This is a genomic window from Novosphingopyxis iocasae (genome assembly GCF_014334095.1).
In the GTDB taxonomy this organism is placed as follows: Bacteria; Pseudomonadota; Alphaproteobacteria; order Sphingomonadales; family Sphingomonadaceae; genus Novosphingopyxis; species Novosphingopyxis iocasae.
In genome coordinates this window covers 2980525-3007138 of record NZ_CP060495.1, presented here as the reverse complement: position 1 = coordinate 3007138, position 26614 = coordinate 2980525, and the positions used below count along the sequence as shown (strand labels likewise).

Genomic DNA, 26614 nt, shown 5'->3' with positions numbered 1-26614 from the left:
GTCAGCGGATCGTCTGGCGCAGATCCTTTCCATTGCCGCAGGCGATGCGGGCGGAACCGGTGGTGCGGATATCGCAGGAGGCGGGGCCGGTGATCGCGATGCTGCCCAAGCCATTGTTCATGATTTTGGCAAACTCCTCCACCTCGGCTGCGCTGTTGGCCGGTCCGCTATGGGTCAGGTCCAGCCGCTCCAGCACCAGGCCGGGCGCCAGCCAGCTGGCCGCGCCGTTCAGTTGCACATTGCCTTCGCGCACCATGCCCGTGTCCATCGCCACCGTTCCGGTACCCACCGCGCTTACGTAAAGCTGATCGGCGGTGACTTGTCCTATGTCGATGGTGCCATTGCCCGTCAGCATCACGCGTACGCTGCGATCATCCAACGCATCGGCGTTCACACGGCCATTGCCGCGCAGGATCAGCTGCGAAAGCTTGCGGGTCGACAAGCTCACCTGAAGCGGCCCCCCGTCCTTCACCTCTCCGCGGCCCGTCCGCACGGGTGAAAGAAGGCGGACGGTGAGCGTGGTGCCCGCGCGGCTGAACTGGACCCGATCAAGCTGCTCCTGCGCGCCCTCCGCGCTGGCGCCGGGCGAGGCTTCGGTCTTCACATCGACTGCGATATCGCCTTCCACCACCAGCCGCTCGAACCCACCCATGACGAAGCTGCGCTCCTTGGCAGCAGCAGGCGCAGCGGCAAGGGCGACGGCACAGAGCGTCAGCAGAAGGCGGATCGGCATGGTCTTGGTCCCGGAACGCGGCGTTGCCGGGATCATGGCCCAGTTCGATCAGGAGAGCAAAGGATTAGCCGCCGCAGTTCAGCTTGCCCGATCCCATCGAGGACAGATCACATTCGGCGGTGCCCAGCACGGTGACATCGCCCGAACCCATGATGCTGGCTTCTACCCGGCCGTCCGAACGCAGGGTCACATCGCCCGAGCCCGCGATCGAGACGTCGTTAGTGTCGCTCATCAGCTTGCTCGCATCGACATTGCCCGATCCGGCGATCGAAATGTCCGAGCTGGCGGCCTTGCCCGCCAGCGTGATGTTGCCGGAGCCGGCCATGCTGACCTCGAGCTGGCTCGTCTGCACGTCCGCAACGCGGATGGTGCCCGATCCGGCATTGTTGATCTCCACGCCTGGCACGCGCATCGCGTCGACCTCGATCATGCCGGATCCCATGCCGTTCAGCGCCTTCAACGACGCGCCCGTGACGTAAATCGTGGCCTTGTCCTTGCCATCCCAACGATAACTGTCGCGACCGACCAGAAGATGACCGTCTTTCAGCTGATAGCGCAAATGGGAGAGCAGATCGGCGGGGGCGTCTGCCCGGATCGAGAAGCTGTCGCCGGTGGTGAACACCACGCGGTCCGGCCCCAGCGCGCCCAGCTCATCGAACGCCGCAACCATCGCGGCCTGCGCCGTGATGGGATTGGCATCGTCCAGCTCGCTCTTGGTCGCGCTTCGGACATCGTCCACCGCGTCGAATACCGAATAGCCGCAGGCGGAAACCGCCAGGCAGGAAGCCATGATCGGGGCGAGGAGCAGTTTGTTCATCGAACCATCCTTTGCTGTGTTAGTGCAGCAATACAATGCAGGGCAGCTCCCTGCAAGGATGGTTCGTCGATCGCTGAATGTCGCTCGCAGACAGAAAAAAGGGCGCCCGCAGACGCCCCTTCTTCGTTTCAGTTCGGCAAGCCGCCGGATCAGGCCTCTTCGGGCTGATCGTAATATTGCGGCGCAGCCTCGTTCAGGATGTCGAGAATCTTCTGCAACGCGGCGGGCTCATCCGTTTTTTCCATCGCGGCCAGTTCGCGCGCGAGGCGGCTGGAGGCGGCTTCGAAAATCTGGCGCTCGGAATAGCTCTGTTCGGGCTGATCGTCCGGACGGAACAAGTCGCGCGTCACTTCGGCGATCGACACGAGGTCGCCCGAATTGATCTTCGCTTCATATTCCTGCGCGCGGCGGCTCCACATGGTTCGCTTGACCTTGGGCTTGCCCTTCAGCGTTTCCATCGCCTGCTTCAACGTCTTGTCGCTGGAGAGCTTGCGCATGCCCACGCTCTCCGCCTTGTTGGTCGGAACGCGCAGCGTCATCTTTTCCTTCTCGAAGCGCAGCACATAGAGCTCGAGCTGCATCCCTGCGATTTCGTCATTCTGCAATTCGATCACACGGCCCACACCGTGCTTTGGGTAGACGACATAGTCGCCAACATCGAAGAGAACCGCATTGGAAGCCATAAACTAGCCTTTCGGGAGGGAACGGGAGAGGCGCGCCCCGGGCCGGGCGGCGTCGCCGAACGCTGGTCTGGAATGATTTTATAACCCTTACGGGGACCCATCACGGTTGGACGCACGATTACGCCATCCGTTACACATATCACTGTAACAGATTCGTTAGATTATTTCCAGCACCTGTTCGATTGGTACAGGTGCCGGGAAGAATTTCATTGGTGGCAGGCGATTACGCCGGAAGCTCAATCGCCCTCGCCCGGCTCCGGCGAGAAATATTTCTCGAACTTGCCCTCTTCGCCCTTATGCTCGTCCGCATCGGCGGGGGCTTCGCGGCTGACCGTGATGTTCGGCCATTCGGCGGAGAACTTGGTGTTGATCTCCAGCATCTTTTCGAGGCCGTCCTCGGTGTCGGGCAAAATGGCCTCAGCCGGGCATTCCGGCTCGCACACGCCACAATCGATGCACTCGCTGGGATTGATCACCAGCATGTTCTCGCCCTCATAGAAGCAATCGACCGGGCAGACCTCCACGCAGTCCATATATTTGCATTTGATGCAGTCTTCGGTGACGACGTAAGTCATGGCGCAACAGGCTCCGGATAGGCTTTAGGCTTCGTTTCGTCCTGCTATGGCGCGGCGGCCCTGCAAGTCAATCCTTGCCGCTGCGGCAAAGCGACTGATTTTCCTGCGCCGCCCCCAAAGCTAAAGTTCCTCATAGCAGGCACGCGCCTCTGCGGGCGGGCCGCGCCGCGCAGGCAGAGCGAGCACGCGCACAATCCGCACCGCATCGTTCAGCGGCAGCGCGATGACATCGCCCGCTTTCACGCAAGCGCTGGCGCGTTCGACATGACGGCCATTCAGGCGGACATGGCCCGCAGCGACGATCGCCTGAGCCTTGGCGCGGCTTTTGGACAGGCGGAGGAACCAGAGCAAGCGGTCGATCCGCAGCTCCGCCTCCACTCAGCGGCGGCCCGTGAGCGCCGCCAGCTGTTCGGCGAGCGCGCCCTGCGGCTGCTTGTCGCGCGGAGGGCCGTCATGACGCTTGCCCCTCGGCCCGCCGCGGGGCCCGTCACCCTTCGGCCCTTTGCCTTTGGACTTGTCGCCGGGCTTGCCGTGCCGGCGCGGCCCCTTGCGGTCCTGATCGCGCCCCGCCTTGGCAAGGCCGACCCAGCGATAGCGCAGCACAGGATAGCTCGGCGCGGGCGCAGGCTTGGCCGTCTCGCCTGCCGCATCGGTAGGCGCGGCGTCGGACGGCGCAGCTTCAGACGCCGCAGCTTCGGAGGGTTCGGGCACGCTGTCGGCGTTCTGCACCGCAGCGCTTTCGGGCGCTTCGGCAGTCGGAACGGCGCCCGCGGCATCCGGCTCTGCCAGCGGTGGTTCCGCAGGATCGCGTTCGGCGGGCTGAGTTTCAACATCGGGTGCTTCGACCGTGTCCGGCGCGGCGACCGGCTGCGGATTGGCGGGAGCCTCGGCAGTGGCCTCGTCACCCTGGGCGGTGCCCTCCGCCGCCTCTTCCTTGGGCTCGGCAGGCGGCAGGCGCCGGAAACCGGCGTCGCGCATCAGCATGTCGAAGCCTTTTTCGCTAAGGCCGAGCGAGGTGGGCAGCGCCAGATCGATATCGAAATCGCGCGCCTGGCCTCGCGCCTCATGCGCTTTCTTCGCCAGCCGCTCGACCAGATCGATCCGCAGATGCTCGGTGCCGAAGCGGCGGTAGCCCGCATTGCGGCAATCGCGCGCATTGGCAAAACGCCAGTCGGACAGATGCACCGCGCTTTCGGGCGGCAGCTCCGGCATCGGCTTGCCCGTCATCACGGCGTCCAGCGCGCTGCGCCAACGCGCCGCGCCCGGCTTCAACGCCAGGTGATGATAGATATCCAGCGCGCCGAAGACGATGCCCGCCTTGCGCGCGGCGGCCCGCTGATCCTTGTCGAGCGCATGGACGGCATCGGCCACATCGGCGCGCGCCGCCACTCCGCCCTGCTCGGCCAGCTGGATCGCGAGCGCACGGACGGGACCCGGCGCATGCGGGCTCTGCGAGAGCGTGAGCAGCGCGGTGACGCCGCCCAGATGCTTGTCGATCCGTGCGGTGAGCCAGGTTTCGGCCCGCGCGGTCACCGCGGCAAGATCCGATCCCTCCAGCCCGTTCAGCGCCTTGGCGGGCTTGAACACAGGCTGCAACAAAGTCTTGCCCGGCTCCAGCACGCCCAGTTCACCGCCGCGCCACATGACCGCGGGGCGCCCGTCCCCATTGGGTTCGAGCGTGAATTCACTATCGTCCGATGCGGCCAATTCGCCGGCTTTCTGCGTCATCAATCCTCCGAGATGCCGTTCCGCGGCCGCCAACAGCAGGCGGCTTTCGCTGGCCCGCGCATCGGCCGCCGGACGAAACCGGAAACCGTCGAGCGTGCCGATCTCTTCTCCATCAACCAGCACCGCGCCGCGTTCGTCAAGCGAAACGGGCAGCAATGAGGCATCCTTGCCCATCTTCCTGAGCAAAACCGAGGTGCGGCGATCGACGAAACGTTGCCGCAGCCGATCATGCAAAGCGTCCGACAGCTTCTGTTCCAGTTCGCGCGTGCGATCGGCCATTTCCTCGCGCGCCTCCACCCAGTCCGGGCGGTGCGCGATGTAGCTCCAGGTGCGCGTCGCCGCGATCTTCTGCGCCAGCGCCTCGACATCGCCGCGCATATCGTCGAGCCGCGCGATCTCCTGCGCCACTTTTGTGCGCGGCAGCCGTCCGGTTGCCAGATGCCGCCACAGGCGGGCCACGAAACGGGCATGATGTTCCGGCCCCACTTGCCGGAAATCGGGAAGCGAGGCCGCAGCCCACAATCGCCTCAGTCCCTTGTTTCCGCGCGCGGCGTCCATGACTTCGGGGATATCGGCGAGGCGCTTCAGCACCGCGAGGTCCACCGCCTCGGGCGCGGCGGACAGCACCGGATCGGCGGGCTTTGCTTCCAGATCGCCGATCAGCGTATCGATATTGGTGAAACGCGGATCGCTCTCGCGCCAGTAAAGCTTCTCCAGCGACTTGAAGCGATGTTCCTCGATCGCCTCGATCTCTTCAGGCGTGAATTCACCGCCCTTGCCGGTCAGAACGCCGAAGCTGCCATCGGTCTGGTGCCGTCCGGCGCGCCCGGCAATCTGCGCCATTTCCGGTACGGTGAGCCGCCGCCGCCGATGGCCGTCGAACTTGTGGAGCGAAGCGAAGGCGACGTGGCGCACGTCGAGGTTCAACCCCATCCCGATGGCGTCCGTCGCCACCAGATAATCGACCTCGCCCTCCTGAAACATGCGCACCTGCGCGTTGCGGGTGGAGGGACTGAGCGCGCCCATCACCACCGCCGCGCCGCCCGCGAAGCGCCGTAGCATTTCGGCCACGGCGTAGACTTCCTCCACTGAAAAAGCGACGATCGCGCTGCGCCGCGGAAGGCGCGAGAGTTTTTTCGCCCCGGCATAGCTCAGTGTCGAAAAGCGCGGGCGCGTGACGATCTCGGCTTCCGGCAGCAAATGCCGTACCAAAGGCCGTAGCGTTTCGGAGCCCAGAATCATCGTCTCCTCCCGCCCCCGCGCGCGCAGCAGCCGGTCGGTGAAGACATGGCCGCGCTCCGGATCGGCGCCGAGCTGCGCCTCGTCCAGCGCGACGAAGCCGAGTTCGCGGTCCAGCGGCATCGACTCCGCGGTGCACAGATACCAGCGCGCGTCCGGCGGCTCGATCTTCTCCTCGCCGGTGATCAGCGCGACGCGGTTCGCGCCCTTCATCGCACACACCCGGTCGTACACCTCGCGTGCCAGGAGGCGCAGCGGAAAACCGATCATGCCGGAAGAATGCGCCGTCAGCCGCTCGACCGCGAGATGGGTCTTGCCAGTATTGGTGGGACCGAGAACGGCGGTGATCGGGGAAAGGCTGGCCATGGCGCTGCCCCAAGATCGGAGGAAGCGCCGCGAAAAGCAAGCGGAGCGGTAAGCGATCCCTTCCCCGGACCCGTAGCCCTGAGCCTGTCGAAGGGCGTTTATCGATGACGCGTCGCGCATATCGGAAAGCCATCCTTCGACAGGCTCAGGAATTCGGCACGGGAGAAAGCACGGGTTCCAGCGATTCATCTTCCGGCGCGCACGACTTGTCGCTGAAAAGTCCCGATCCGCCGCCGTTTAAATTGACTTTAACCCTGTTCCGCCACAACCGGTGCCTCATTGGAGGCCGGGCGGCATGGGTGCCGTCCGCGAAAGGGTTTCGGGGTTGTTCAAGGGACGCGATGACTTTCCGGTCGGCGGAGCGGGCGCGGCGACGCTGTCGCTCAGCGGCGCGCTCGCCCCGACGGCACCCGCAGGCCATAAGTTTCGCGAGCGCGTGGCCGCGCTGCCGCTGTTCGAGCTTTCGGTCGACCTGGGCGAGGATATCGGTTCGCTGCGCTGGTGGCGCGGGGTCGCGACGCTGCTGCTGCTGATCGCCGGTGCCATCGCCCTGCGCCCCGCCTTCGAGCCGATCTACGGCATCCAGCCCGAAACGCTGAGCGGCGACGCCTTTCAGGAATCGCGCGCCTATATGATCGCGCCGCTGGCCTATGGCGGCGACACCGGCCGGCGCATGGCGGCAACCGATGCGGTGGTGCCGCTCGCTTCCAGCCCCGAACGGCCGCAGATCGACATGTCCGCAACGCTCGGTCGCGGCGACAGCTTCGAGCGCGTGCTTAAGCGCGCGGGCGTGGGCGGCGACGATGCCGCCAAGGTTGAGGCGATGGTGAGCCAGGCAATGACGCTGTCGGACATCGATCCGGGCACGCGGATCGATCTGGTGCTGGGTCGCCGCGCCTCTAAAACACAGCCCCGCCCGCTCGAAAACCTCGCTTTCCGTGCGCGCTTCGATCTCAACCTGGAAATCCAGCGCGTCGACGGCATGCTCCAACTGAAGCGCGAGCCGATCAAGGTGGACGATACGCCTCTGCGCGTGCGCGGCAGCGTGGGCGGATCGCTCTATCGCTCGGCCCGCGCCGCCGGTGCGCCCGCCGATGCAGTGCAGAAGTTCCTGCAGGTGATCGGCCAGCAGATGAGCATCGGCGCGATCCGCTCCTCTGACGAATTCGATCTCGTGCTCGACTATCGCCGCGCCGAAACCGGCGAGGTGGAGGTGGGCGATCTGCGCTACGCCGGCATTATCCGCGACGGCAAGGACAAGGTGCAGATGCTGCGCTGGACCAGCGGCGGATCGACGCAATGGTACGAAGCCTCCGGCGTCGGCCGTTCCAGCGGCGAAATGCTGCGCCCGGTCGGCGGCAAGGTCACCTCCGGCTATGGCCGCCGCTTCCATCCCGTGCTGGGCTATGCCCGCATGCACGCGGGCACCGATTTCCGCGCGCGCTACGGCGAGCCGATCTACGCCGCTGCCGATGGCCGCGTGACCTTCTCCGGCCGTCATGGCGGGCACGGCAATTATGTGAAGCTGCAGCATGCCGGCGGCATCGCCACGGGCTATGCGCATATGAGCCGCATCGCCGCGCGCAGCGGCCAGCGCGTGCGGCGCGGACAGATTATCGGTTATGTCGGCTCCACCGGCCTCTCCACCGGTCCGCATCTCCATTACGAGCTTTATAAAGGCGGCCGCACGGTGAACCCGCTCTCTGTGAAATATATCGAGCGTGCGCAGCTTTCGGGCCGGGAACTCGCAAGCTTCAAGGCGCTGCTGCGCCAACTGAAGTCGGTGAAGCCCGGCGCGGCGCTGGGCCAGTTCACCACCGCGCGCAGCCAGGCCGAGCCGGTGCGCGAGATTGATCGGCTGGAGCATAAAGGCGCCGCTTGAGGCCAGGCGGCCCGCGGGTTAAGCATCGCGCTTCACCCTGCCGAATGTTGAGGCACGCCGCGCGCACGCCGGCTGCCCGGAGAGCCTCCCATGCCGAACTACGCCTATCCCGCTACGCGCCTGCGCCGATCGCGCGCCCACAAGTGGAGCCGGGAAATGGCGCGGGAGAACCGGCTGCACTCGAGCAATCTAATCTGGCCGCTGTTCATCGCGAACGGCGAGGACGAAGAACCGGTGGGCAGCTTGCCCGGCGTCTCGCGCATTCCGGTTTCCGGTCTTGCCGACAAGGCGCGCGAGGCGATCGACCTCGGCATTCCCTGCCTCGCTCTCTTCCCGCACACGCCGCCCGAAAAGCGCAGCGACGATGGCGAGGAAGCCTCGAACCCTGACAATCTGATGTGTGCGGGCATCCGTGCGATCAAGGATGCGGTCGGCGACGATATCGGCGTGCTGACCGACGTCGCGCTCGATCCCTATACGAGCCACGGGCAGGACGGGCTGCTCGACGAGGCGGGCTACGTCGTGAACGACGCCACCGTCGATGCGCTGGTATCGCAGGCGCTGAACCAGGCCGCGGCAGGCAGCGACATCGTTGCGCCGTCCGACATGATGGACGGGCGCATCGGCGCGATCCGCGACGCGCTGGAGCAGGAGGGCCACGCCAATGTCCAGATCATGGCCTATGCCGCGAAATATGCCTCCGCCTTTTACGGGCCGTTCCGCGATGCCGTCGGCTCAGGCGGGCTGCTGAAGGGCGACAAGAAAAGCTATCAAATGGACCCGGCCAATGCCGGCGAGGCCATGCGCGAGATCGCACTCGACATCGCCGAAGGTGCGGACAGCGTGATGGTGAAGCCGGGCCTGCCCTATCTCGATATCGTGCGCATGGCCGCGGATCGGTTCGATCTGCCGGTCTACGCCTATATGGTGTCGGGCGAATATGCGATGATCGAGGCCATGGCCGCTGCCGGAGCGGGCGAGCGGGACGTGATCCTGATGGAGATCCTCACCGGCTTCGTGCGGGCGGGTGCCAGCGGCGTGCTAAGCTATCACGCCCCCGTGGCTGCGCGGCTGCTGGCGAAGTGATCGCGGCCTACACTATTGATCCGTACGGACTGCGCTTGTCGAATCTCAGGCCGAACGGAACGTAGCAAACCAACATGGCTACCCTCGCCTCCTCATCTGCACCCACGGCGCTGGCGGGCAAGCGCTGGCTGTTCGTCGTCACGATCCTGACGGGCAGCTTCCTGCTGTTCCTGGTCCAGCCGATGCTGGCGCGCATGGCGCTGCCGCGCCTTGGCGGTGCGCCCGCCGTGTGGAACAGCGCGATGCTGGTCTATCAGGCGCTGCTCCTGGCGGGTTATGCCTATGCGCACCGGATCGCGGCGCTGCGGCGACGCACGCAGGCGGCCATCCATGTCGGGCTGTTCGCGCTCGCGATGCTGTGGCTACCGGTGGGCCTTGCCGGATTTCAACCGCCGAGCGATGGATCGACCGCTTTGTGGGTGCCCTGGCTGCTGCTCGCTTCGATCGGTCCGCTGTTCTTCATGGTGTCCGCGCAGGCCCCGCTGATGCAGCGCTGGTATGCACTGTCGGGACAGGAGGGCGAGCCTTATGCCCTCTACGCCGCCTCCAATTTCGGCAGTTTTGCCGGGCTCCTCGCCTATCCCTTGCTGGTGGAGCCGTTCCTCACGCTCAATTCGCAAAGCTTCCTCTGGTCGCTGCTCTATGGCGCGCTGCTGCTGCTGGTGGCGGCCTGCGGCTGGGCGCTGGTGCAGGCGACGCCGCTGGACCGCCCGGAGCGGGAGCGGAGCGAAGCGGAAGAGACGCCGGCGCCCTCATTGCGCGACAAGCTGCGCTGGGTGCTGCTGGCCGCCATCCCCTCCGGCCTCATGCTGTCGACGACGACGCATCTCACCACCGATCTCGTCGCCATGCCCCTGATCTGGGCGATCCCGCTCGGCCTCTATCTCCTCAGCTTTACCGTCGCCTTCGCCACCCGCCGCGCGCCGACGCGGATCATCACGCTTCTGACGCCCTCGATCCTGCTGATCTGCGGTGCCCTCGCCTTCATGACGCCGGGCAATGCAGTGCTCGTGCAGCTCGGCTCCAGCCTCGTGATGCTGTTCGCCGTTGCCGTCGCCTTGCATGGCGAGATGTACCGCACCCGGCCCGCGCCCGAGCATCTGACCGGCTTCTATCTGATGATGTCGGTCGGCGGCGCACTTGGCGGGCTGTTCTGCGCGCTGATCGCGCCGCTCGTCTTCGACTGGACCTGGGAGCATCCGATCCTGATCCTGGCTGCTGCGGCCCTGATCCCGCAGCAACGCCTGTTCTCGATCGGCGAGGAAGAGGTTTTTGGAGAGGCCGGCATGCGCCGTGTCGCCATCGCGATCGGCCTGCTCGCTTTGGCCGTGGCGCTCTACATCGCGCTGAAGGTGGACCTCGAAATGGGGCCGCTGCGGATCATCCTGCTCGGTATCATCCTGGCGCTGGGCGCGCTCGTGATCGGCCAGCGCATCGGCTATGTGATGGTGGTGGCCGCGCTGCTGTTCGCCAATGGCGGCTATTACAACGCGGCGCTGAGCTGGAGCGACTTGCGCACCCGCAGCTATTTCGGCGTCTACAGCGTCAACGCCGCGCAAGGCGGGCGCCTGCGCTGGCTATCGCACGGCACCACCATGCACGGCATGCAGCTGACGGATCAGCCCACCCGGCCGATCAGCTATTATGGCATGACCTCCGGGGTGGGGCAGGCCATGACGCAGGCACCATCGCTTTACGGGCGGAACGCCTCGATCGGGGTGGTCGGCCTCGGCACCGGCACGCTCAGTTGCTACAAGCGCCCCGGCCAGAATTGGCAGTTCTTCGAAATCGATCCGACGGTGATCAGCCTATCCCGCAACGGCGGATATTTCAGCTATATCGATCGCTGCGCGCCCGACGTGCCGATCCGTTTGGGCGATGCGCGGCTCACCATCGCCAAAGCGCCGCCGGGCAGCATCGACATCCTGGCCATCGACGCCTTTTCCTCGGACGCGATCCCCGTTCATCTGCTGACGCGCGAGGCGTTCGATGCCTATGCCCGCGCGCTGTCGAAAGACGGCATGCTGCTGATCCATATTTCCAACCGCTATATCGATCTGGAGCCGGTGCTGGAGAAGGAAGCCGCGGCGCGCGGCTGGGCCATCGCCAAGCGCTGGGATTATATCGGCCCCGAGCTGGAAGGGGACGGCCTGCGCACCTCGCAATGGGTGGCCATCAGCCCGAGCAAGGCCAAGCTTGCCGAGTTGACCGGCCCGCTAAAAACCGGCGATCCGCGCAGCTTCGCGACGCCCGCCTGGTCGCCCGTCGAAGGGCGCGAAGATTTCACCCGCTGGACCGACGACTTCGCCTCGGTCCTGCCGCTGATGCATTTGTGGAGATGAGCATGAGAGACGACGTCACCATCGCCGAAGTAAACGGCAAGGCCCCGCGCATTCACGACAGCGCCTTCATCGCCCCGGGCACCCGCATCATCGGCGATGTCGAGATCGGCCCGCAGGTGAGCATATGGTACAATTGCGTGCTGCGCGCCGACGTCAGCCGCATCGTCATCGGCGCGCGCTCCAATGTGCAGGACGGCAGCGTGGTGCATTGCGACGGGCCGATGCCGGGCCATCCGGACGGCTTCCCCACGCTGATCGGCGAAGACGTGCTGATCGGCCATATGGCGATGGTGCATGGCTGCGTGCTGAAAGCGCGCGCGTTCGTTGGGCTGGGCGCCATCGTGATGGACGGCTGCGTGATCGAGAGCGACGCGATGCTGGGCGCGGGCGCGCTGCTGCCCGAAGGCAAGCATATCGGTGAAGGCGAACTCTGGGTCGGTCGGCCCGCGAAGAAGGTGCGTGACCTGACCGACGAAGCAAAAGCGGGCATGCGCGCAGGCGTGGCGCATTATGTCGAGAACGGGAAAATGCACAAAAACGCGCTGGGCGGCTGAACCGCGCATATATTTTCCGTCGCTTCCATTCGGGCTGATCTTGTCGAAGCCCGGCGCAAGCGATTATCGAATAGCGTCGCGCACTTTTCAGGAGCATCCCATGAAGGCCACCATCTGGCACAACCCCAAATGCGGCACATCGCGCAAGACGCTTGCGATCCTTGAGGAAACGCCGGACGTGGAGCTGACCGTCGTGCGCTATCTCGACGAGGGCTGGGAGCGGGCTACGCTGGAGCGTCTGTTCGAGAAAGCCGGGCTGACGCCGCGAGAGGCACTGCGCGTGCGCGGCTCGCCCGCCGAGGAACTTGGTCTGACCGACGAAAGCGCGAGCGATGACGCCATTCTGAAAGCGATGACCGAGCATCCGATCCTGGTCGAGCGCCCCTTCGTGGAAACGGACAAGGGCGCTGCGCTCTGCCGGCCGCAGGAAAAGGTCCGCGATCTGCTCTGACGGCAGAGGCGTAAGACGCGATCAGGCGACGTCCGAATCGCGCTGGTGGAACAGCGCGAGTGCATCCTCGAAGCCCATCGGGCGGCCGAAATAATAGCCCTGGATTTTCGAGCAGCCGAGCTGCTGGATCATGCGCAGCTCTTCCTCATTTTCCACGCCTTCCGCGGTGGTCGCCATGCCGAGGCTGTCCGCCAGCGCTACCACGGCGCGGATGATGGCGATGCTTTCAGGCACGTTCTTGGCCGCGCCCTGCACGAAGCTGCGATCCACCTTGATGGTGTCGAAGCGCGTCTTGCGCAGATAGCCGAGCGACGAATAGCCCGTCCCGAAATCGTCGAGCGATAGCTTGATGCCGAGATCGTTGACCTCGCTCAGCATCTTTTCGGCCATGCCGCCGCGCACGAAGATGCTCTCCGTCACCTCGATCTCCAAGCGCCGCTTGGGCAGCCCGCTTTGTTCCAGAGCGGAGCTGATCGTTTCGATGAAACCCGGGGTCGTCAGCTGATCCGCCGATACATTGACCGCCACCTTCACCATGTCCGGCCACTGCGCCGCATCGCGGCAGGCCTGTTCCAGAACCCATGCGCCTATCGGTGCGATCAACCGCGCCTCTTCGGCCAGCGGCACGAATTTGGCGGGGGAAACGGGTCCGAATTTCTGACTGTTCCAGCGCAAGAGCGCTTCGAAGCCGGTGACGGTATAATCCTCGGCATCCACCACCGGCTGATATTGCAGATGCAATTCGCCCCGTTCGAGCGCCTGGCGCAGTTCGATCTCCATCACGCGGCGCTCTTCGGCGTCGGCGTGGAGGCTCGGCTGGTACAGCGTATGACTTCCGCCGCCCGCGTCCTTGGAGCGATAGAGCGCCAGATCAGCGCTGCGCATCAGCATCTCGACCGTCTTGCCGTCGCGCGGGCCGATCGCGGTGCCAATGCTGGCGCCGATGAACAACGTGTGCTGGTCCACCTCATAAGGTTTGGACAAGGTCGCGATAATGCGATCCGCCAGGCGCGTGATGTAGGCGCTATCGCTGCCATCCTTGACGACAACCGCGAACTCGTCCCCGCCCAGGCGGCCGCAAAGCTCGTTATCGCTCATGATCGACTGCAGGCGTTTGGAAACACGGCCGAGCAGCCTGTCACCCACCGGATGGCCGAGCGTATCGTTGACCGCCTTGAACCGGTCCAGATCGATCATCAGGAAGCAGCAGCGCGAACGCCATTTGTCCGCATCGCGCATTGCTTCGCCCAGCGCCTCGGTCAGCTGCAGGCGGTTGGGCAGGCCCGTCAGAGTGTCGAACCGGGCTAGATGCGAGATTTTCTTCTGGCTTTCCTGCTGCGCGGTAACGTCCGAACCCACGCCGCGAAACCCAAGGAAACTGCCATCCTCTCCCAGCCGCGGCGATGCCGAAAGCTCCCACCACAATTGCCGATCGTCGATCATGACCGGCACCAGCAGGTCGCTGAACGCCTCGCGCTTGTTCAATTTTTCGGCAAGTAGATGCAGCGCGGGCGGAAAATCGCCGCTCTCCCACGCTTCGCCGGCCACAAGCTGAAGGAAGGGGAGGCCGTCAATATCCGAGGCGTCCCGCCCCAGCGCATAGGCAAAGCGCGGGCTCACACGCGATACGCGGCGCGCGGTATCGGTCTGCCACAGCCAGTCGGCCCCGCTGTCTTCGAATTCGCGCAGCAGCAGGCTTACCGTCTCGCTCTTTTCCAAAAGTATCAGCCGCGCGAGATGCTCGCCGACATGATTGCGCGCCGAATTAAGGGCTGCGAAAATCAGCAGCACCGTGACGCCCAGACTGGAAGCTGCGATTACGACCTGCTCGGCCAGAAAAAAGGCCGCGCAGGCGCTCATTCCGGTGACCGAGACGAAGATGATGGTGGACAGCGGTACCGTCGCCATCATCGTGGCAGAGCCCACCATCAGCGTGAGCAAGACTGCATAAGCGAGAATCAGGTCCCGCGATGACCCTTCTAGGCCGCAATAGATCAGTAGTGCCCCCCAGAGCACGGCAGGCCCGATGGCGCGAAGCTGGACAGACTGCAATTCGCGCAGGCTCACCGTCTTCCGACCGATAAAGTCTCCGCGCATATTGGCGCGGTAGACGTGCAACTGCAAAAAGATCACTGCCAGCGACCACCCCCCCAGGATCAGGAGATCATGGTCGGCAAAGAACAGCAGGTCGATGACGAGCATCGTACCGAGGCTGGCGATCAGACGCATCAGCGACTTATCGCGCAGATTTTCCAGCTGGATCGCGCGCACATGGCCCCAGTCCATCGTACCGGACCGGTTCAGGCCCAGCAGCGCCATGAACGGCACGCGATCGGGGTGCGGCGATGGAGAGATCAGTTCAGTCACGGGGAGCTGTGTACCCCGCGATGGTTACTCAAAGGTAAGCCAACACCCGATCAGCCGTGAAATGCGAAAAATGACCCGCGCGCTTCAGGCCGCAATCGAATAAGGCTGTATTTCGCCCGAAAGATAAAGGTTGCGTGCCTTGGCCCGGCTCAGCTTGCCCGAACTTGTGCGCGGCAACGTGCGCGGAGGCACAAGCTCCACCACGCAGTTCATACCGATGACCGAACGGACCTTTTCGCGGATCGCATCGCGCAGGCGCGCACGCTCGGCATCGTCGGAGGTGCGGCACTGCACCAGAACCGCAGGCGTTTCCTCGCCACCGGGCGTGGTGATCGCGAAGGCCGCGATGTCTCCGGCCTTGAACCCGGCAAGCTGTTCCACCGCCCATTCGATGTCCTGCGGCCAGTGGTTCTTGCCGTTGATGATGATCATGTCCTTGGCGCGGCCGACGATATAAACGTAACCTGCGGACACATAGCCCATGTCGCCCGTATCGAGCCAGCCGCCGACCATGCAGGCGTCGGTCGCCTCCTCATCGCGGAAATAGCCTTCCATGACGGAAGACCCACGGCACCAGACCTTACCGACCGAGCGCTCAGGCAGCACTTCGCCGCTGTCGGAGCGGATTTCGACTTCCATGCCCAGCACGGGTTTGCCGCAATTGACGATGGAACGGAACCGCTTGGGCCGACCGTCCTCACCGCTTTCGCCGCTGAGCTCGGTCTCCTCGACCAGCTCCACCACAATGCCCTCGCCCGGCGGCATGATGGATACCGCCAAGGTCGCTTCGGCAAGGCCGTAGCTCGGCAGGAAAGATTTGGAGTTGAAGCCGGCGGGCGCGAACGCATCCGTGAAAGCCTGCATCACATCCGGGCGGATCATGTCCGCGCCGTTGCCCGCCACGCGCCAGCGCGCGAGATTGAAGCGTTCGGATACCTTGGACTGGCTGCCGATGCGACGCGCGCAGATGTCATAGCCGAAGGTGGGCGAATAACTCAGCACCGTGCCGTCCGCCGCGGAAATCATGTCCAGCCAGGCGAGCGGGCGACGGGCGAAATCTTCCGTCTTCAGATAATCGGTGGAAACCTGATTGGCGACCGGCGAGAGGAAGCAGCCGACCAGACCCATGTCATGATACCAGGGAAGCCAGGAAACGCAGCGGTCCGCAGGCTCCAGCTTCATGCCATGGCCGTGCGCCGCCAGATTGCTAAGCACGGCCTTGTGCGAAACGGCAACGCCGTGCGGAAAGCGCGTCGAGCCGCTGGAATATTGCAGATAGGCAATGTCGTCCGGACCGGCCTCGGGCAGCGGATCGCTGCTTTCCGCGGCACCGGCGAAATCTTCCCAGCTCATGCTCTTGAAGCCGCACAGATCGGCCGCAGCGCCCGCCATCTCGCCAAGCTCTGCAGGGTAAAGCAGGATCGCCGGATCGCAGCTCTTCAGCTGAACCGAAAGCTGGTCCACATAATGATCGCGCCCGCCGAAGCTGGTGGGCAAGGGCAGCGGCACCGGCCAGGCACCGGCATAGATGGCGCCAAAAAACAGTGCGGCAAAATCGGCCCCGGTCTCGGCGATCAGGGCCACCCGGTCCTTAGGCTTCACTCCGGCAGCGATCAGGCGCCGCGCAGCCGCCAACGCATCCTCCCGCAGATCGCGATAGGGATAAGGCCGCGCGAGCTTTCCGCGCATGTCGTGAAAATTCAGCCCGCGCACACCGCTCGCCGCGTAATCCAGAGCCCCTCCCAGCGTATCGAAATCGGAGAAGCGTCGCTCCAGATCGTCCCGCGTGGGGGTGGAAACCAGTTCATTCATATGTATCTCAACCTTCGATCGACCTCCCCCGAACACGGGTTCAGCCTCCCCTCCACGCGCGTACGGCGGGACGTCGCGAGCATAAAAGCGTTCCATGCACCGCTACATGGCGGGGTTACAAGTTCAAAATCCGGCCCGCTTATGGCAGGAAGGTGGCGTGCGTAACAATCTGCAATCGTCCGAGCGCCGCCGCAAGCCACTCCGGCCGCTGGACGAAGAGCGCCTGCGGGAGCTCGCGATACGCTATGTCGGGCGCTACGCAACCTCCCGTCACAAGCTCGGCTCCTATCTTGCGCGCAAATTGCGCGAACGCGGGTGGGAGGATGAAGGCACACCCGATATCGATGCGCTCGTTTCAAAAATGGACGAACTCGGCTTCGTCGACGACGAGATCTATGCCGGCATGAAGGCGCGCTCCCTCACCGCGCGCGGCTATGGCGTACGGCGGGTGGGCGAAGCGCTATATGCCGCGGGAATAGAAGAGCAGGACCGGGCCGCGGCGGAGGAAGAAGCGCGCGCCGCCGCCTTCGACAGCGCCCGCCGCTTCGCGCGCAAGCGCCGCATAGGTCCGTTCGCCGCCGAAGCGGCCGATCCGGACCGGCGACAGAAGCAGATCGCCGCCTTTCTGCGCGCCGGACATGAGCTGCGACTGGCACGATTGTTCGTCGAGTCGCCACCGGGATCCGAACCGGATCCGTATGAATAAGCACCGGGATTGCGTTACGGAAACCGTTGCTTTCGGACGCTAATCCTTAAATTTCTCGCTGATCTGAGGATTTCATGGTAGGCGCATAAAACTAAACAAATGTCAGTCGCCGGCTGACTTTGTGGTCCTTACCGCGCAGGCGGTCAGGCACCGGGTAATGGGGAATGACCAGAGGAGCGTGCGTGATGCCGCTGGAAAGCAGACCGGCCGATATGGATCATCCTGCGGATGCCAATGACAACCAGCCGGGTGGAACCACCCAGATGCTTCGCGCAAGCGGGCAGATCAAATGGTTCGACCGCCGGCGCGGCTTCGGCTTTATCATTCCCGACGACGGCAGCGACGACATCCTGATCCATTGCTCGACGATCGAGCCGCATGGGCGCCGCGATCTTCCCGAAGGCTGCGACGTTGAATGCACATTTCGCGACGGCCCCAAGGGCCGCCATGTTGTCGAACTCATTTCCTTCGATCCGGAATGCGCCGAAGAGAGCGACCGCGCCCACCGTCATCACGAACACCGCCTGCACGCCATCGACAGCGACGACAGCTTTATCTCGGCTACGGTAAAATGGTTCAGCCGGGTGCGCGGCTATGGCTTCCTCGAATCGCCCGACGTGGCGGATGACATTTTCCTTCACATGGAGACCCTGCGCGAGGCGGGCATGGGCCCGGCCAGCCCGGACGACCGGCTGATGGTGCAGATTGGCGAGGGCAAGAAAGGTCCACTCGCCGTGACCGTGCGGCAGGATCACCGGGTCTGATCGCTCCGATGCGCGGGCCGATCGCTCTCGCCGGCGCGCTGGCGCTCCTGGCCGCCTGCACGCAGGGCGCACCGGGCGATCAGCAAGACGCTGCACAAAACGGTGGCGATGCAACCTGCGCGCCTGGTACGTCTGCAGACGCTTCCGAGGCGGGTCTCCGGCAGGTCCAGCTGTGTATCCAGAGCGGCGGCAAGGCACTTCCCTTCACCGTGGAAGTGGCCGAAACGCCCGAACAACAGGCCCGCGGGCTGATGTTCCGCACCGATCTGGCGAGCGACCGGGGCATGCTCTTCCCCTTCCCGCGCGAACGTGTGGCCAGCTTCTGGATGAAGAACACGGTCATCCCGCTCGACCTCCTTTTCATCCGGCGCGACGGGACGATCGAGAGCATTGCCGCCAATGCCGTGCCTTATGATGAAAGCCCGCACGCATCGGGCGAGCCGGTGATCGCAGTGCTCGAACTGGCGGGCGGACGGGCGGCCGCTCTCGGCATCGCGCCGGGCGATACGGTGCGCTGGGCCGCGAACGAGGACTGATCGGCACCGCCGCCCGCGAAACCTTGTACACCCCTGCACGGACCATTCCCCATTGCGCCAGCGGCCCGCTCCGCTTAATCGGCTAACCCATGTCCTTTCTCGGCAAAATCTTCACCTGGTGGAACGGTGCCACCATCGGCACGGCGATCTACAATGCCCGCCACGGTTCTCGCGTCGGTGAGGACCATCTGGGCAATGTCTATTTTCGCAAGGAAGCAAAAGAGGGCCAGCCCGAACGGCGCTGGGTCATCTACAATGGCGCGAACGACGCCAGCCGCGTGCCGCCCGAATGGCATGGCTGGCTGCACGGCACCTATGATGAAGAGCCGGAAAGCTTTCTGCCGCCTGCGCGCATCTGGGAAAAGGAGCCGACCGGCAACCTGACCGGCACGGACCGCGCCTATCGTCCGGCCGGCGCGCTGGAACGTGGCGGCAAGCGTGCGCGTGCCACCGGCGATTATGAGGCATGGACGCCCGGCGACGCATGAGGCGCGCAGCCGCCTTCGGCGCCCCGGCCTTGGTCCTCGGCGCGGCCGCCCTGCTTTCCGGCTGCGGCAATAATGAGGACCAGCTTCCGCAGCCGCGCGCTTCCGCCACGGTCGAGGCTGCCAAAGGCAATCTCGGCGTGGAACCGGTGACCGAGGGGATCGGCACCCCGATGGCCGAGCGCGTCGCGGTGATCGGCTTCCTGAACAAGCGTAACGGCAAATCCCAGGATTACGAACTGAAGCCGGGCGAATCGGTGCGCATCGGCAATCAGGTGATCATTCGCCTGCGCGCCTGCGAGAAGACCGCGCCGTGGGAAACCTATGCGGATGCCGGGGGCTTCGTGCAGCTTTTCGTGAATGCCAAACGCAGCGGCCAGAACGGACCGGATCAGTTCAAGCGCGTTTTTTCCGGCTGGCTTTTCAAGAACCATCCGGCGGCCAATTTGGTCGAAAGCGGCCTCTACGACGTTTGGGTCAAGGATTGCAGAATGAGTTTTCCGGGCGAGGATGCCGAACTGGACGGCGTCACCACCGAAAGCCCATCCGGTGCCAATAGCCGGTCAAGCGAAGACCAGTCGCCCACGGTCGAGGAAGCGCCGGATGATGCCGAGATGCCGGGCACGGGCGGCGCCGACACCGCCGCCTGAGCGGCTCCGCCAGCCGCGCCGATGGCCGCCCGCGGATCGCGCGGCACCGCTTTGGCCAGAAGCGATAGATAGGCCTGCTGGCTGATCTCCACCGCGCCGAGGCTTTTCAGGTGATCGGTCATGAACTGGCAGTCGAGCAGCCGGAAGCCGCCGACGCGAAGCCGCGCAACCAGCCAGGCGAGCGCCACCTTGGACGCATCCGTTGCCCTACTGAACATGCTCTCACCGAAAAAGGCCCGGCCGAGTGCGAGGCCGTAAAGCCCACCAACTAGCTCGCCGTTCCGCCAGCATTCGACGCTATGGGCCAGCCCCTGAGCGTGCATGGCGGTGAAGGCGCTCTCGATCTCCGCATTGATCCATGTCTCGCGGCGGTCGGCGGCGCTTTCAGCGCACATCGCAATCACCTGCGGGAAGGCCCTGTCCGTAGTTACCGTGAACCGGTCCTGCCGGATCACTTTCCTGAGCGACCCCGACAGTTTCAGACCATCGAGCGGAATGATGGCGCGCCGTTCCGGCTCGATCCAGAAGGTTTCCGGATCGTCGCGCGCATCGGACATCGGGAAGACGCCGTTCGCATAGGCCATGACGAGAAGTTCGAGGTCGAGCGCCATCGCGCCGTCTTATAGCGCCCGCCGCGCGCAGCACCAGTGGAGCAGCCAGCGGATAGGCAATCGGCAACCTTCACCCTTGCCCTTCCCCCCGCCCCCGGCTAAGCGGTGCGCCTTCCGGCGATAGGAGTGTAGCTCAGCTGGTAGAGCGTCGGTCTCCAAAACCGAATGCCGGGGGTTCGAATCCCTCCACTCCTGCCACCGCCCGGACTTTCCCGATCCTGTACGCCGCCGCGAAGCCTTGCCATCGGCCCCCGCGCGCGCTAAAGGGCTGGCTCTTCCGACATGCGGGCCTATATCGCTCCGGACAAAGCGTCCCGGAGCGATCCCGCTTACCGGCAAGACACGAAATGACTGAGGCGAACGAGGCTATGGCCAAGACCAATCCCGGAGAGTTCTTCCGCCAGGTGCGCACCGAGGTGTCGAAGGTCGTCTGGCCGACGCGCCAGGAGACGACGCAGACGGCGATCATGGTGCTGATCATGACGGCGATTCTCGCGGTGTTCTTCACCAGCGTCGATGCGATCTTCAACGCGATCGTGAACTTCCTGCTGTCGCTCGCCGGCTGAACGAGAAAGATTTTAGACCCGATGCAACGCTGGTACATCATCCACGCCTATTCCGGTTTCGAGAACAAGGTGCGCGACGCGATCATCGCGGAAGCCGAGCGCCTCGGCCTGTCGCAGCTGGTCGAGTCGGTCGAAGTGCCGACCGAAACCGTGACCGAGGTTCGCCGCGGCAAGAAGGTTCAGTCCGAACGCAAGTTCTTCCCCGGATATGTGTTGGCGAAGCTGGAGATGACGGATGATGTCTATCACGTCGTCAAGAACACGCCGAAGGTAACCGGCTTTTTGGGCGCGACCAAGCCGCAGCCAATCAGCGAAAGCGAAGCCGCGCGCATCCTCAACACCAAGGAGGAAGCCGCCAACGCACCGAAGAAGAAGGTCTCGGTCGATTACGAGATCGGCGATCAGGTCAAGGTTCTCGACGGTCCGTTCGCCAGCTTCAACGGCGTGGTGGAAGAGCTGGATTTCGAAAAGAACCGCGTGAAAGTGTCGGTTTCGATCTTCGGCCGTGCCACGCCGGTGGAACTCGATTTCGAACAGGTCGAACTCGCGAAATAAGCTTTCCGGCTATTGCCGGACGGGCGCATGCGCTAAGGGCGCGCGCTTCCAAGAATTCCCTCTCCTTCACGGGGCGGGTGTACCGCGCGGGAGGCAGGTGATGATCTGCCGCTAGTACCGCTTAGTTGATCGGGCTCGTCACTGCGCGCCCGGTAGAATGAAAGGAGGCCATCATGGCCAAGAAAGTAACGGGTTTCATCAACCTGCAGGTGCCCGCGGGCGCCGCCAATCCCTCCCCGCCGATCGGCCCTGCGCTCGGTCAGCGCGGCGTCAACATCATGGAATTCTGCAAGGCGTTCAACGCCGCCACGCAGGAACTTGAAAAGGGCATGCCGATCCCGACCAAGATCACGGTCTACGCGGATCGCAGCTTCACCTTCATCACGAAGACGCCCCCGGCGAGCTTCCTGATCAAGAAGGCCGCCAATCTGAAGAAGGGCTCCGGCACCACCGGCAAGGGCTTCATCGGCAAGATCAAGCGCAGCCAGCTGCAGGAAATCGCCGAAACGAAGTTCAAGGATCTGAACGCGAACGACATCGAAGCGGCAACCAAGATCATCGAGGGCTCCGCTACGTCGATGGGCCTCGAAGTGGTGGAGGGCTGAGATAATGGCAAAGCAGACGAAGAAGCAGAAGGCCCTTGAGGGCAAGGTCGATGCCGAGAAGCTCTACGGCGTCGATGAAGCGATCGCGCTGGTGAAGGAACTCGCCACCGCCAAGTTCGACGAGTCGGTCGAGGTCGCCATGAACCTGGGCGTCGATCCGCGTCACGCAGACCAGATGGTTCGCGGCATGGTCTCGCTCCCCGCCGGCACCGGCAAGGAGATGAAGGTTGCCGTGTTCGCGCGCGGCGACAAGGCCGAAGCGGCCACCGCAGCGGGTGCCGACAAGGTTGGCGCCGAAGACCTGATGGAAGACATGCAGGCCGGTAATCTCGACTATGACCGCGTCATCGCGACGCCGGACATGATGGGCGTCGTCGGCCGCCTCGGTAAGGTGCTGGGTCCCAAGGGCCTGATGCCGAACCCGAAGCTTGGCACCGTCACCCCCGATGTCGAGGGCGCCGTGAAGGCCGCCAAGGCCGGTCAGGTGCAGTTCCGCGTGGAAAAGGCCGGCATCATCCACGGTTCGCTGGGCAAGACCAGCTTCCCCGATGCCGAGCTGCGCAAGAACTTCGACGCGTTCACCGACGCGATCGCCAAGGCCAAGCCGAGCGGCTCCAAGGGCAAATATGTCCGCAAGGTCTCGCTCAGCAGCAGCATGGGCCCGGGCGTGAAGGTCGATCTGGCCGACGTCCCCGGCGCATAAGCGCCAAACCGATCTGAGATCGAAAAGAGGCCGGGCGGCGACGCCCGGCCTTCTTCATATCAGGTGTCTGCGGAATCCATCAGATAGGCCTTGTTCTTCAGTGCCTCGTCGTCGAGCGCGCGCACCAGAACCGCCGCCACGTCGCCCCGCGCCGCTTTGCCCTCGATATCGACGTCTTCGCCCATGCGGATGTCCCGGCTGCCGTCTTCCTTCGTCAGCGTCACCGGGCGGACGATGGAATATGTCAGGCTCGATGCTTTCAGATGCTCGTCCGCCGCGTGCTTGGCCTGCAGATAATGGTACAGCTTGGAGTCCGGATCGGGTTTCTCCGCACCGCGCGAGCTCAGCATCACGAAGCGTTTCACGTCCGCCGCCTTCGCGGAGTCGATCAAGGCGATCGCACCGTCGCGGTCCACCTTGTCGGTCATTTCGGCGCTGGTGCTGCCGCCCGATCCGGCGGCGAAAATTACCGCGTCCATGCCCTTGCAGACATCGTCCGCCAGATCGGTGAGATCGCCGTCGCGCGTTTCACAGCCATCGGCGAGCACCGAGGTATCGGAGCTATCGCGGACGAGCGCGACGGGCTGGTGACCGGCATCGAGCAACTGGCGGACGACGCGCTGGCCGGTAAGGCCGGTGGCACCGGCGATGAGAACTTTCATGGGATTTTCCTGTGCTGGGAGAGACAAATGGAGGACGCATGGGTGGGCCCGCCGTTCCACCGGCTGGCTTAGCAGTCGTCCGGCGCGGCAAGCCTTTGCAGCCCGGCTCGCCTCGCCTAGGGACGGTGCCGCCGTGACATTTCTCGATTTCTACCAGCAGGATATCCAGCGCCTGGAGCAGGCAGGCCGCCGCCGCACGCTGGCCCTGCCCGCGGGCCGGGACTTTTCGTCCAACGACTATCTCGGCCTTGCTGGGTCGGACGTTCTGCGCGGCGCGGCGATCGCTGCGCTCGAACGCGGGGTGCCGCTGGGCTCAGGCGGGTCGCGGCTGCTGCGCGGTCACGGATCGGAACATCAGGCGCTGGAAGAAGAGGCTGCGCGCTTCTTCGGCGCGCCATCGGCGCTCTATGTTGGGTCAGGATTTGCCGCCAACAGCCTGCTGTTCGCCACGCTGCCGCAACCGGATGACCTGATTCTCTACGACGCGCTGATCCACGCCAGCGCACATGAGGGGATGCGGCTGTCCCGCGCCCCGGCCCGCTCGTTCGAGCATAATGACGTGGCCGCCGCCGAGGCTGCGATCGCGGAGTGGCGGCGCGAGGGCGGGCGCGGCACCGTCTGGATCGCGTTCGAGACGCTCTACAGCATGGACGGAGATACAGCGCCGGTCGCCGAGTTCGCCGCATTGGCAGAACGCGAGAGCACCATGCTGCTGGTCGACGAGGCGCATGCCGTCGGCGCATGCGGCCCGCAGGGGCGCGGGCTGGCTGCCGAGATACAGGGTCACGAAAACGCGGTGCTGCTGGCCACCTGCGGCAAGGCTTTGGGGTGCGAAGGTGCGCTGATCCTGGCGCCCGCGCCGTTGCGCGATTTCCTGATCAACCGGGGCCGCAGCTTCATTTTCTCCACCGCCCCCTCCCCGCTCATGGCGGCGGTCGTGCGCGCGGCACTGGCAGCGACGGCGATGGCGGATGAGCGCCGGACACGCCTGCGGACATTGATCGCCACCGCAAAGACCGCCTTCGCACCGCTCGGCATCACGCCAGGCGGAACGCATATCCAGCCCATCATCCTGGGCGACGACACCCATTGCATGACCGTCGCCGCTGCATTGCAGGCCCGCGGCTTCGACGTGCGCGGCATCCGCCCGCCCTCGGTCCCACCGGGTACCGCGCGGTTGCGGGTGTCGATCACGCTCAACACCGACGAGGCCGCGATCCACGCGCTGGCCGATACCTTGAAGGAGCTTCTATGAACCGCCCTCTCATCGTCACCGGTACCGATACCGACATCGGCAAGACCGTCTTCGCCGCGGGCCTCGCCGCTGCGCTGGGGGCGCATTACTGGAAGCCGGTACAGGCGGGCCTCGACGACGGCAGCGACAGCGGCCGCGTTGCCGCCTTGGGTGTGCCAAAAGACAAGATTCTGCCCGAGGCTTACCGTCTCACCACGCCCTGCTCGCCGCATCGCGCGGCCGAGATCGACGGCGTGACGATCGATCCGGCACAGCTCGATTTGCCGGATATTGCGGGGCCGCTGGTGGTCGAGGGCGCGGGCGGCGCGCTGGTACCGGTGACGCGCGATCTGCTCTACGCCGATCTCTTCGCGCGTTGGGGAGCCCCCACCATCATCGTCGCGCGCACCGCGCTCGGCACGATCAATCACAGCCTGCTGACCATTGAGGCCCTGCTTTCGCGCAAAGTATCCATCCTCGGCATCGCCTTCATCGGCGAACCGGAACCGGACAGCGAGGATACCATCTGCGCGATCAGCGGCGTGGCGCGGCTGGGTCGACTGCCCATGCTCGATCCGCTGACGCCTGACACTCTGGCCGCCGCCTTTGCGGATGCGTTCGATCTGGCGCAGTTCGCGTGACCTCCTCCATCTGGCACCCGTTCACGCAGCATGGTCTCGGCGAGCCGATCCCGCAGGTCGCCTCCGCCAAAGGTGCGGTGTTGCATCTGGAGGGCGGCGCAGAGATGATCGACGCGATCTCATCCTGGTGGGTGACGACGCACGGCCATGCCAACCCGCGCATCGCCGCCGCCATCGCCGATCAGGCCGCGCGGCTGGATCAGATTATTTTTGCGGGCTGGACGCACGAGCCTGCCGAGACCCTCGCGGCGGGTTTGCGCGCCATCATGCCGGACAGCCTGACGCGCGTGTTCTTCTCCGACTCGGGCTCTACCAGCGTCGAAGTCGCGCTGAAGATGGCGCTCGGCTACTGGCTGCATCGAGGCGAGGACCGGCACCGCATCGTCGTGATGGACCATGGCTATCATGGCGATACGATCGGCACGATGTCGGTCGGCGCGCGCGGCGCGTTCAACCGCGCCTATCAGCCGCTGCTGTTCGACGTCACCTCCATCCCTTTTCCCGCCACGGGCGCGGAGCAGGCGGCGCTGGACGCGCTTGATGCCGCCTGCCGCGAAGGTGCCGCCGCTTTCATCGTCGAGCCGCTGCTGCTCGGCGCGGGCGGCATGCTGACATATGGTGCGGATACCCTGGCGGAAATGGCCCGCATCTGCGCACGGCACGGCACGCTATTCATCGCCGATGAGGTAATGACCGGCTGGGGCCGCACCGGCACGCTGCTGGCTTGCGAACAAGCCGGGGTTGTGCCCGACATCCTCTGCCTCTCCAAGGGCCTCACCGGCGGCGCGATCCCGCTTGCGGTGACGATGGCGAGCGAGCCGATCTACGAGGCGCATTACAGCCAGGATCGCGGGCGCATGTTCTTTCACTCATCGAGCTACACCGCCAATCCGATCGCCTGCGCCGCGGCCAATGCCAACCTCGCGATCTGGCGCGAGGAGCCGGTGCGAGAGCGCATCGCCACGCTGTCCCGGCGGCAGGTCACGCGGCTGGCCACGCTCGCGCGGCACCCGGCGGCACGCAATCCCCGGCAGATCGGCACCATCGCAGCCTTCGAAGTCGGCGCGGCGGAAGGCTATCTATCCAACCTTGCGCCCACCATGCTGGCAATGTTCCGCGAACGCGGCGTGCTGCTGCGTCCGCTGGGCAACACGGTCTATGTGATGCCGCCTTATTGCATAAGCGAGGAGCAGCTCGATGCGGTTTACACAGCGATCGACGAAGTGATCGACCGCGTCGCCGGGTGACGACGCGGTCGCGG

26 protein-coding genes, 1 tRNA gene and 1 pseudogene are annotated in these 26614 nt (G+C 64.8%); 18 read left to right on the top strand and 10 right to left on the bottom strand.

Features of this window, described 5'->3' with window-relative positions; translation table 11 throughout:
• Position 1: 1 nt before the first annotated feature.
• The 6 genes from H7X45_RS14375 to H7X45_RS14350 form a co-directional block, all read right to left on the bottom strand.
• Positions 2-733: a GIN domain-containing protein gene (locus tag H7X45_RS14375; protein ID WP_187335454.1), complete on the bottom strand. Its 732-nt coding sequence runs from the start codon at positions 731-733 to the stop codon at positions 2-4.
• A 64-nt stretch (positions 734-797) separates the two neighbouring features.
• The gene (locus tag H7X45_RS14370) at positions 798-1550 is read right to left on the bottom strand and encodes a head GIN domain-containing protein (protein WP_187335453.1); all 753 of its coding nucleotides are present in this window, start codon (positions 1548-1550) and stop codon (positions 798-800) included.
• Positions 1551-1699: 149 nt separating this feature from the next.
• A complete protein-coding gene (locus H7X45_RS14365) occupies positions 1700-2233 on the bottom strand; it encodes a CarD family transcriptional regulator (RefSeq protein WP_187335452.1) in 534 nt (177 codons plus the stop codon).
• A 236-nt stretch (positions 2234-2469) separates the two neighbouring features.
• Positions 2470-2808: a ferredoxin FdxA gene (gene fdxA, locus H7X45_RS14360; protein WP_187335451.1), complete on the bottom strand. Its 339-nt coding sequence runs from the start codon at positions 2806-2808 to the stop codon at positions 2470-2472.
• Between the two features lie 120 nt (positions 2809-2928).
• Positions 2929-3159: a S4 domain-containing protein gene (locus tag H7X45_RS14355; protein ID WP_425498173.1), complete on the bottom strand. Its 231-nt coding sequence runs from the start codon at positions 3157-3159 to the stop codon at positions 2929-2931.
• 27 nt (positions 3160-3186) lie between these two features.
• Entirely contained in the window at positions 3187-6141 is a 2955-nt protein-coding gene (locus H7X45_RS14350; RefSeq protein ID WP_187335450.1) for a helicase-related protein, read from the bottom strand.
• Between the two features lie 295 nt (positions 6142-6436).
• Here H7X45_RS14350 and H7X45_RS14345 point away from each other — a divergent pair, with 295 nt between their 5' ends.
• The 5 genes from H7X45_RS14345 (at position 6437) to arsC (ending at position 12456) form a co-directional block, all read left to right on the top strand.
• Positions 6437-8023 carry a M23 family metallopeptidase gene (locus H7X45_RS14345; protein ID WP_187335449.1) on the top strand — a complete coding sequence of 529 codons (1587 nt, stop codon included), beginning with the start codon at positions 6437-6439 and terminating at the stop codon, positions 8021-8023.
• A gap of 90 nt (positions 8024-8113) precedes the next feature.
• Complete coding sequence (gene hemB / locus H7X45_RS14340) at positions 8114-9109, top strand: porphobilinogen synthase (protein ID WP_187335448.1); 996 nt, start codon at positions 8114-8116, stop codon at positions 9107-9109.
• Between the two features lie 74 nt (positions 9110-9183).
• Positions 9184-11451 (top strand): class I SAM-dependent methyltransferase, encoded by a 2268-nt coding sequence (locus tag H7X45_RS14335; RefSeq protein ID WP_187335447.1) that lies wholly within the window; start codon positions 9184-9186, stop codon positions 11449-11451.
• A complete protein-coding gene (locus H7X45_RS14330) occupies positions 11448-12005 on the top strand; it encodes a gamma carbonic anhydrase family protein (RefSeq protein ID WP_187335446.1) in 558 nt (185 codons plus the stop codon). Before H7X45_RS14335 ends, H7X45_RS14330 begins: the two co-directional genes overlap by 4 nt.
• 100 nt (positions 12006-12105) lie before the next feature.
• Positions 12106-12456, top strand: coding sequence for an arsenate reductase (glutaredoxin) (arsC, locus tag H7X45_RS14325; RefSeq protein WP_187335445.1), 351 nt, complete (start codon positions 12106-12108; stop codon positions 12454-12456).
• 21 nt (positions 12457-12477) lie between these two features.
• Here the strand turns inward: arsC and H7X45_RS14320 are convergent, their stop codons facing one another.
• Both H7X45_RS14320 and H7X45_RS14315 read right to left on the bottom strand, forming a co-directional pair.
• Positions 12478-14823 (bottom strand): putative bifunctional diguanylate cyclase/phosphodiesterase, encoded by a 2346-nt coding sequence (locus H7X45_RS14320; protein WP_246449483.1) that lies wholly within the window; start codon positions 14821-14823, stop codon positions 12478-12480.
• 84 nt (positions 14824-14907) lie between these two features.
• Complete coding sequence (locus tag H7X45_RS14315) at positions 14908-16635, bottom strand: fatty acyl-AMP ligase (RefSeq protein ID WP_187335444.1); 1728 nt, start codon at positions 16633-16635, stop codon at positions 14908-14910.
• Between the two features lie 157 nt (positions 16636-16792).
• Between H7X45_RS14315 and H7X45_RS14310 the strand changes: the two genes are divergently transcribed.
• The 5 genes and pseudogenes from H7X45_RS14310 to H7X45_RS15325 form a co-directional block, all read left to right on the top strand.
• Positions 16793-17341 carry a regulatory protein RecX gene (locus H7X45_RS14310; RefSeq protein ID WP_246449482.1) on the top strand — a complete coding sequence of 183 codons (549 nt, stop codon included), beginning with the start codon at positions 16793-16795 and terminating at the stop codon, positions 17339-17341.
• A 185-nt stretch (positions 17342-17526) separates the two neighbouring features.
• Positions 17527-18105 (top strand): cold-shock protein, encoded by a 579-nt coding sequence (locus tag H7X45_RS14305; RefSeq protein WP_187335443.1) that lies wholly within the window; start codon positions 17527-17529, stop codon positions 18103-18105.
• An 8-nt stretch (positions 18106-18113) separates the two neighbouring features.
• Positions 18114-18641 carry a DUF192 domain-containing protein gene (locus H7X45_RS14300; RefSeq protein WP_187335442.1) on the top strand — a complete coding sequence of 176 codons (528 nt, stop codon included), beginning with the start codon at positions 18114-18116 and terminating at the stop codon, positions 18639-18641.
• Positions 18642-18730: 89 nt separating this feature from the next.
• Positions 18731-19129, top strand: a complete 399-nt coding sequence (locus H7X45_RS14295; protein WP_187335441.1) for an NADH:ubiquinone oxidoreductase subunit NDUFA12 — start codon at positions 18731-18733, stop codon at positions 19127-19129.
• Positions 19108-19554, top strand: a pseudogene (locus tag H7X45_RS15325) (DUF2155 domain-containing protein); the annotation flags it as partial. The gene H7X45_RS14295 and the pseudogene H7X45_RS15325, both read left to right, overlap by 22 nt.
• Positions 19555-19589: 35 nt before the next feature.
• Here the strand turns inward: H7X45_RS15325 and aat are convergent.
• On the bottom strand, positions 19590-20387 hold the full coding sequence (gene aat / locus H7X45_RS14285; RefSeq protein WP_187335440.1) for a leucyl/phenylalanyl-tRNA--protein transferase: 798 nt from the start codon (positions 20385-20387) through the stop codon (positions 19590-19592).
• Positions 20388-20509: 122 nt separating this feature from the next.
• On the opposite strand from aat, the gene H7X45_RS14280 reads away from it, so the two are divergent.
• The 5 genes from H7X45_RS14280 to rplA all read left to right on the top strand — a co-directional run bounded on the left by H7X45_RS14280 (position 20510) and on the right by rplA (position 22816).
• Positions 20510-20585 (top strand) — tRNA-Trp (locus H7X45_RS14280).
• A gap of 170 nt (positions 20586-20755) precedes the next feature.
• Positions 20756-20953 (top strand): preprotein translocase subunit SecE, encoded by a 198-nt coding sequence (gene secE, locus H7X45_RS14275; RefSeq protein ID WP_187335439.1) that lies wholly within the window; start codon positions 20756-20758, stop codon positions 20951-20953.
• A gap of 21 nt (positions 20954-20974) precedes the next feature.
• A complete protein-coding gene (gene nusG, locus H7X45_RS14270) occupies positions 20975-21508 on the top strand; it encodes a transcription termination/antitermination protein NusG (protein ID WP_187335438.1) in 534 nt (177 codons plus the stop codon).
• 173 nt (positions 21509-21681) lie between these two features.
• A complete protein-coding gene (gene rplK, locus H7X45_RS14265; protein ID WP_187335437.1) occupies positions 21682-22113 on the top strand; it encodes a 50S ribosomal protein L11 in 432 nt (143 codons plus the stop codon).
• A gap of 4 nt (positions 22114-22117) precedes the next feature.
• Positions 22118-22816 carry a 50S ribosomal protein L1 gene (gene rplA / locus H7X45_RS14260; protein WP_187335436.1) on the top strand — a complete coding sequence of 233 codons (699 nt, stop codon included), beginning with the start codon at positions 22118-22120 and terminating at the stop codon, positions 22814-22816.
• A 59-nt stretch (positions 22817-22875) separates the two neighbouring features.
• Here rplA and H7X45_RS14255 read toward each other — a convergent pair whose 3' ends face one another.
• Positions 22876-23478, bottom strand: coding sequence for an SDR family oxidoreductase (locus H7X45_RS14255; protein WP_187335435.1), 603 nt, complete (start codon positions 23476-23478; stop codon positions 22876-22878).
• 133 nt (positions 23479-23611) lie between these two features.
• Between H7X45_RS14255 and H7X45_RS14250 the strand changes: the two genes are divergently transcribed.
• The 3 genes from H7X45_RS14250 to H7X45_RS14240 are packed head-to-tail and all read left to right on the top strand — an operon-like array spanning position 23612 to position 26600.
• Entirely contained in the window at positions 23612-24733 is a 1122-nt protein-coding gene (locus tag H7X45_RS14250) for an 8-amino-7-oxononanoate synthase (protein WP_246449481.1), read from the top strand.
• The gene (gene bioD, locus H7X45_RS14245) at positions 24730-25353 is read left to right on the top strand and encodes a dethiobiotin synthase (RefSeq protein WP_187335433.1); all 624 of its coding nucleotides are present in this window, start codon (positions 24730-24732) and stop codon (positions 25351-25353) included. Before H7X45_RS14250 ends, bioD begins: the two co-directional genes overlap by 4 nt.
• The gene (locus H7X45_RS14240; RefSeq protein ID WP_187335432.1) at positions 25350-26600 is read left to right on the top strand and encodes an adenosylmethionine--8-amino-7-oxononanoate transaminase; all 1251 of its coding nucleotides are present in this window, start codon (positions 25350-25352) and stop codon (positions 26598-26600) included. The genes bioD and H7X45_RS14240 overlap by 4 nt, the downstream gene beginning before the upstream one ends.
• The last annotated feature ends 14 nt before the right edge of the window (positions 26601-26614 follow it).

What these genes read in the sequence shown, in the direction of transcription:
- rplA (WP_187335436.1), top strand. Translation starts at nt 22,118, where the DNA reads ATGGCAAAGCAGACGAAGAAGCAGAAGGCCCTTGAGGGCAAGGTCGAT.
- H7X45_RS14315 (WP_187335444.1), bottom strand. Translation starts at nt 16,635, where the DNA reads ATGAATGAACTGGTTTCCACCCCCACGCGGGACGATCTGGAGCGACGC.
- H7X45_RS14255 (WP_187335435.1), bottom strand. Translation starts at nt 23,478, where the DNA reads ATGAAAGTTCTCATCGCCGGTGCCACCGGCCTTACCGGCCAGCGCGTC.
- H7X45_RS14370 (WP_187335453.1), bottom strand. Translation starts at nt 1,550, where the DNA reads ATGAACAAACTGCTCCTCGCCCCGATCATGGCTTCCTGCCTGGCGGTT.
- secE (WP_187335439.1), top strand. Translation starts at nt 20,756, where the DNA reads ATGGCCAAGACCAATCCCGGAGAGTTCTTCCGCCAGGTGCGCACCGAG.
- fdxA (WP_187335451.1), bottom strand. Translation starts at nt 2,808, where the DNA reads ATGACTTACGTCGTCACCGAAGACTGCATCAAATGCAAATATATGGAC.
- H7X45_RS14350 (WP_187335450.1), bottom strand. Translation starts at nt 6,141, where the DNA reads ATGGCCAGCCTTTCCCCGATCACCGCCGTTCTCGGTCCCACCAATACT.
- H7X45_RS14375 (WP_187335454.1), bottom strand. Translation starts at nt 733, where the DNA reads ATGCCGATCCGCCTTCTGCTGACGCTCTGTGCCGTCGCCCTTGCCGCT.
- arsC (WP_187335445.1), top strand. Translation starts at nt 12,106, where the DNA reads ATGAAGGCCACCATCTGGCACAACCCCAAATGCGGCACATCGCGCAAG.
- bioD (WP_187335433.1), top strand. Translation starts at nt 24,730, where the DNA reads ATGAACCGCCCTCTCATCGTCACCGGTACCGATACCGACATCGGCAAG.
- H7X45_RS14295 (WP_187335441.1), top strand. Translation starts at nt 18,731, where the DNA reads ATGTCCTTTCTCGGCAAAATCTTCACCTGGTGGAACGGTGCCACCATC.
- nusG (WP_187335438.1), top strand. Translation starts at nt 20,975, where the DNA reads ATGCAACGCTGGTACATCATCCACGCCTATTCCGGTTTCGAGAACAAG.
- H7X45_RS14300 (WP_187335442.1), top strand. Translation starts at nt 18,114, where the DNA reads ATGCGCGGGCCGATCGCTCTCGCCGGCGCGCTGGCGCTCCTGGCCGCC.
- H7X45_RS14305 (WP_187335443.1), top strand. Translation starts at nt 17,527, where the DNA reads ATGCCGCTGGAAAGCAGACCGGCCGATATGGATCATCCTGCGGATGCC.
- H7X45_RS14335 (WP_187335447.1), top strand. Translation starts at nt 9,184, where the DNA reads ATGGCTACCCTCGCCTCCTCATCTGCACCCACGGCGCTGGCGGGCAAG.
- H7X45_RS14365 (WP_187335452.1), bottom strand. Translation starts at nt 2,233, where the DNA reads ATGGCTTCCAATGCGGTTCTCTTCGATGTTGGCGACTATGTCGTCTAC.
- hemB (WP_187335448.1), top strand. Translation starts at nt 8,114, where the DNA reads ATGCCGAACTACGCCTATCCCGCTACGCGCCTGCGCCGATCGCGCGCC.
- rplK (WP_187335437.1), top strand. Translation starts at nt 21,682, where the DNA reads ATGGCCAAGAAAGTAACGGGTTTCATCAACCTGCAGGTGCCCGCGGGC.
- H7X45_RS14345 (WP_187335449.1), top strand. Translation starts at nt 6,437, where the DNA reads ATGGGTGCCGTCCGCGAAAGGGTTTCGGGGTTGTTCAAGGGACGCGAT.
- H7X45_RS14330 (WP_187335446.1), top strand. Translation starts at nt 11,448, where the DNA reads ATGAGCATGAGAGACGACGTCACCATCGCCGAAGTAAACGGCAAGGCC.
- aat (WP_187335440.1), bottom strand. Translation starts at nt 20,387, where the DNA reads ATGGCGCTCGACCTCGAACTTCTCGTCATGGCCTATGCGAACGGCGTC.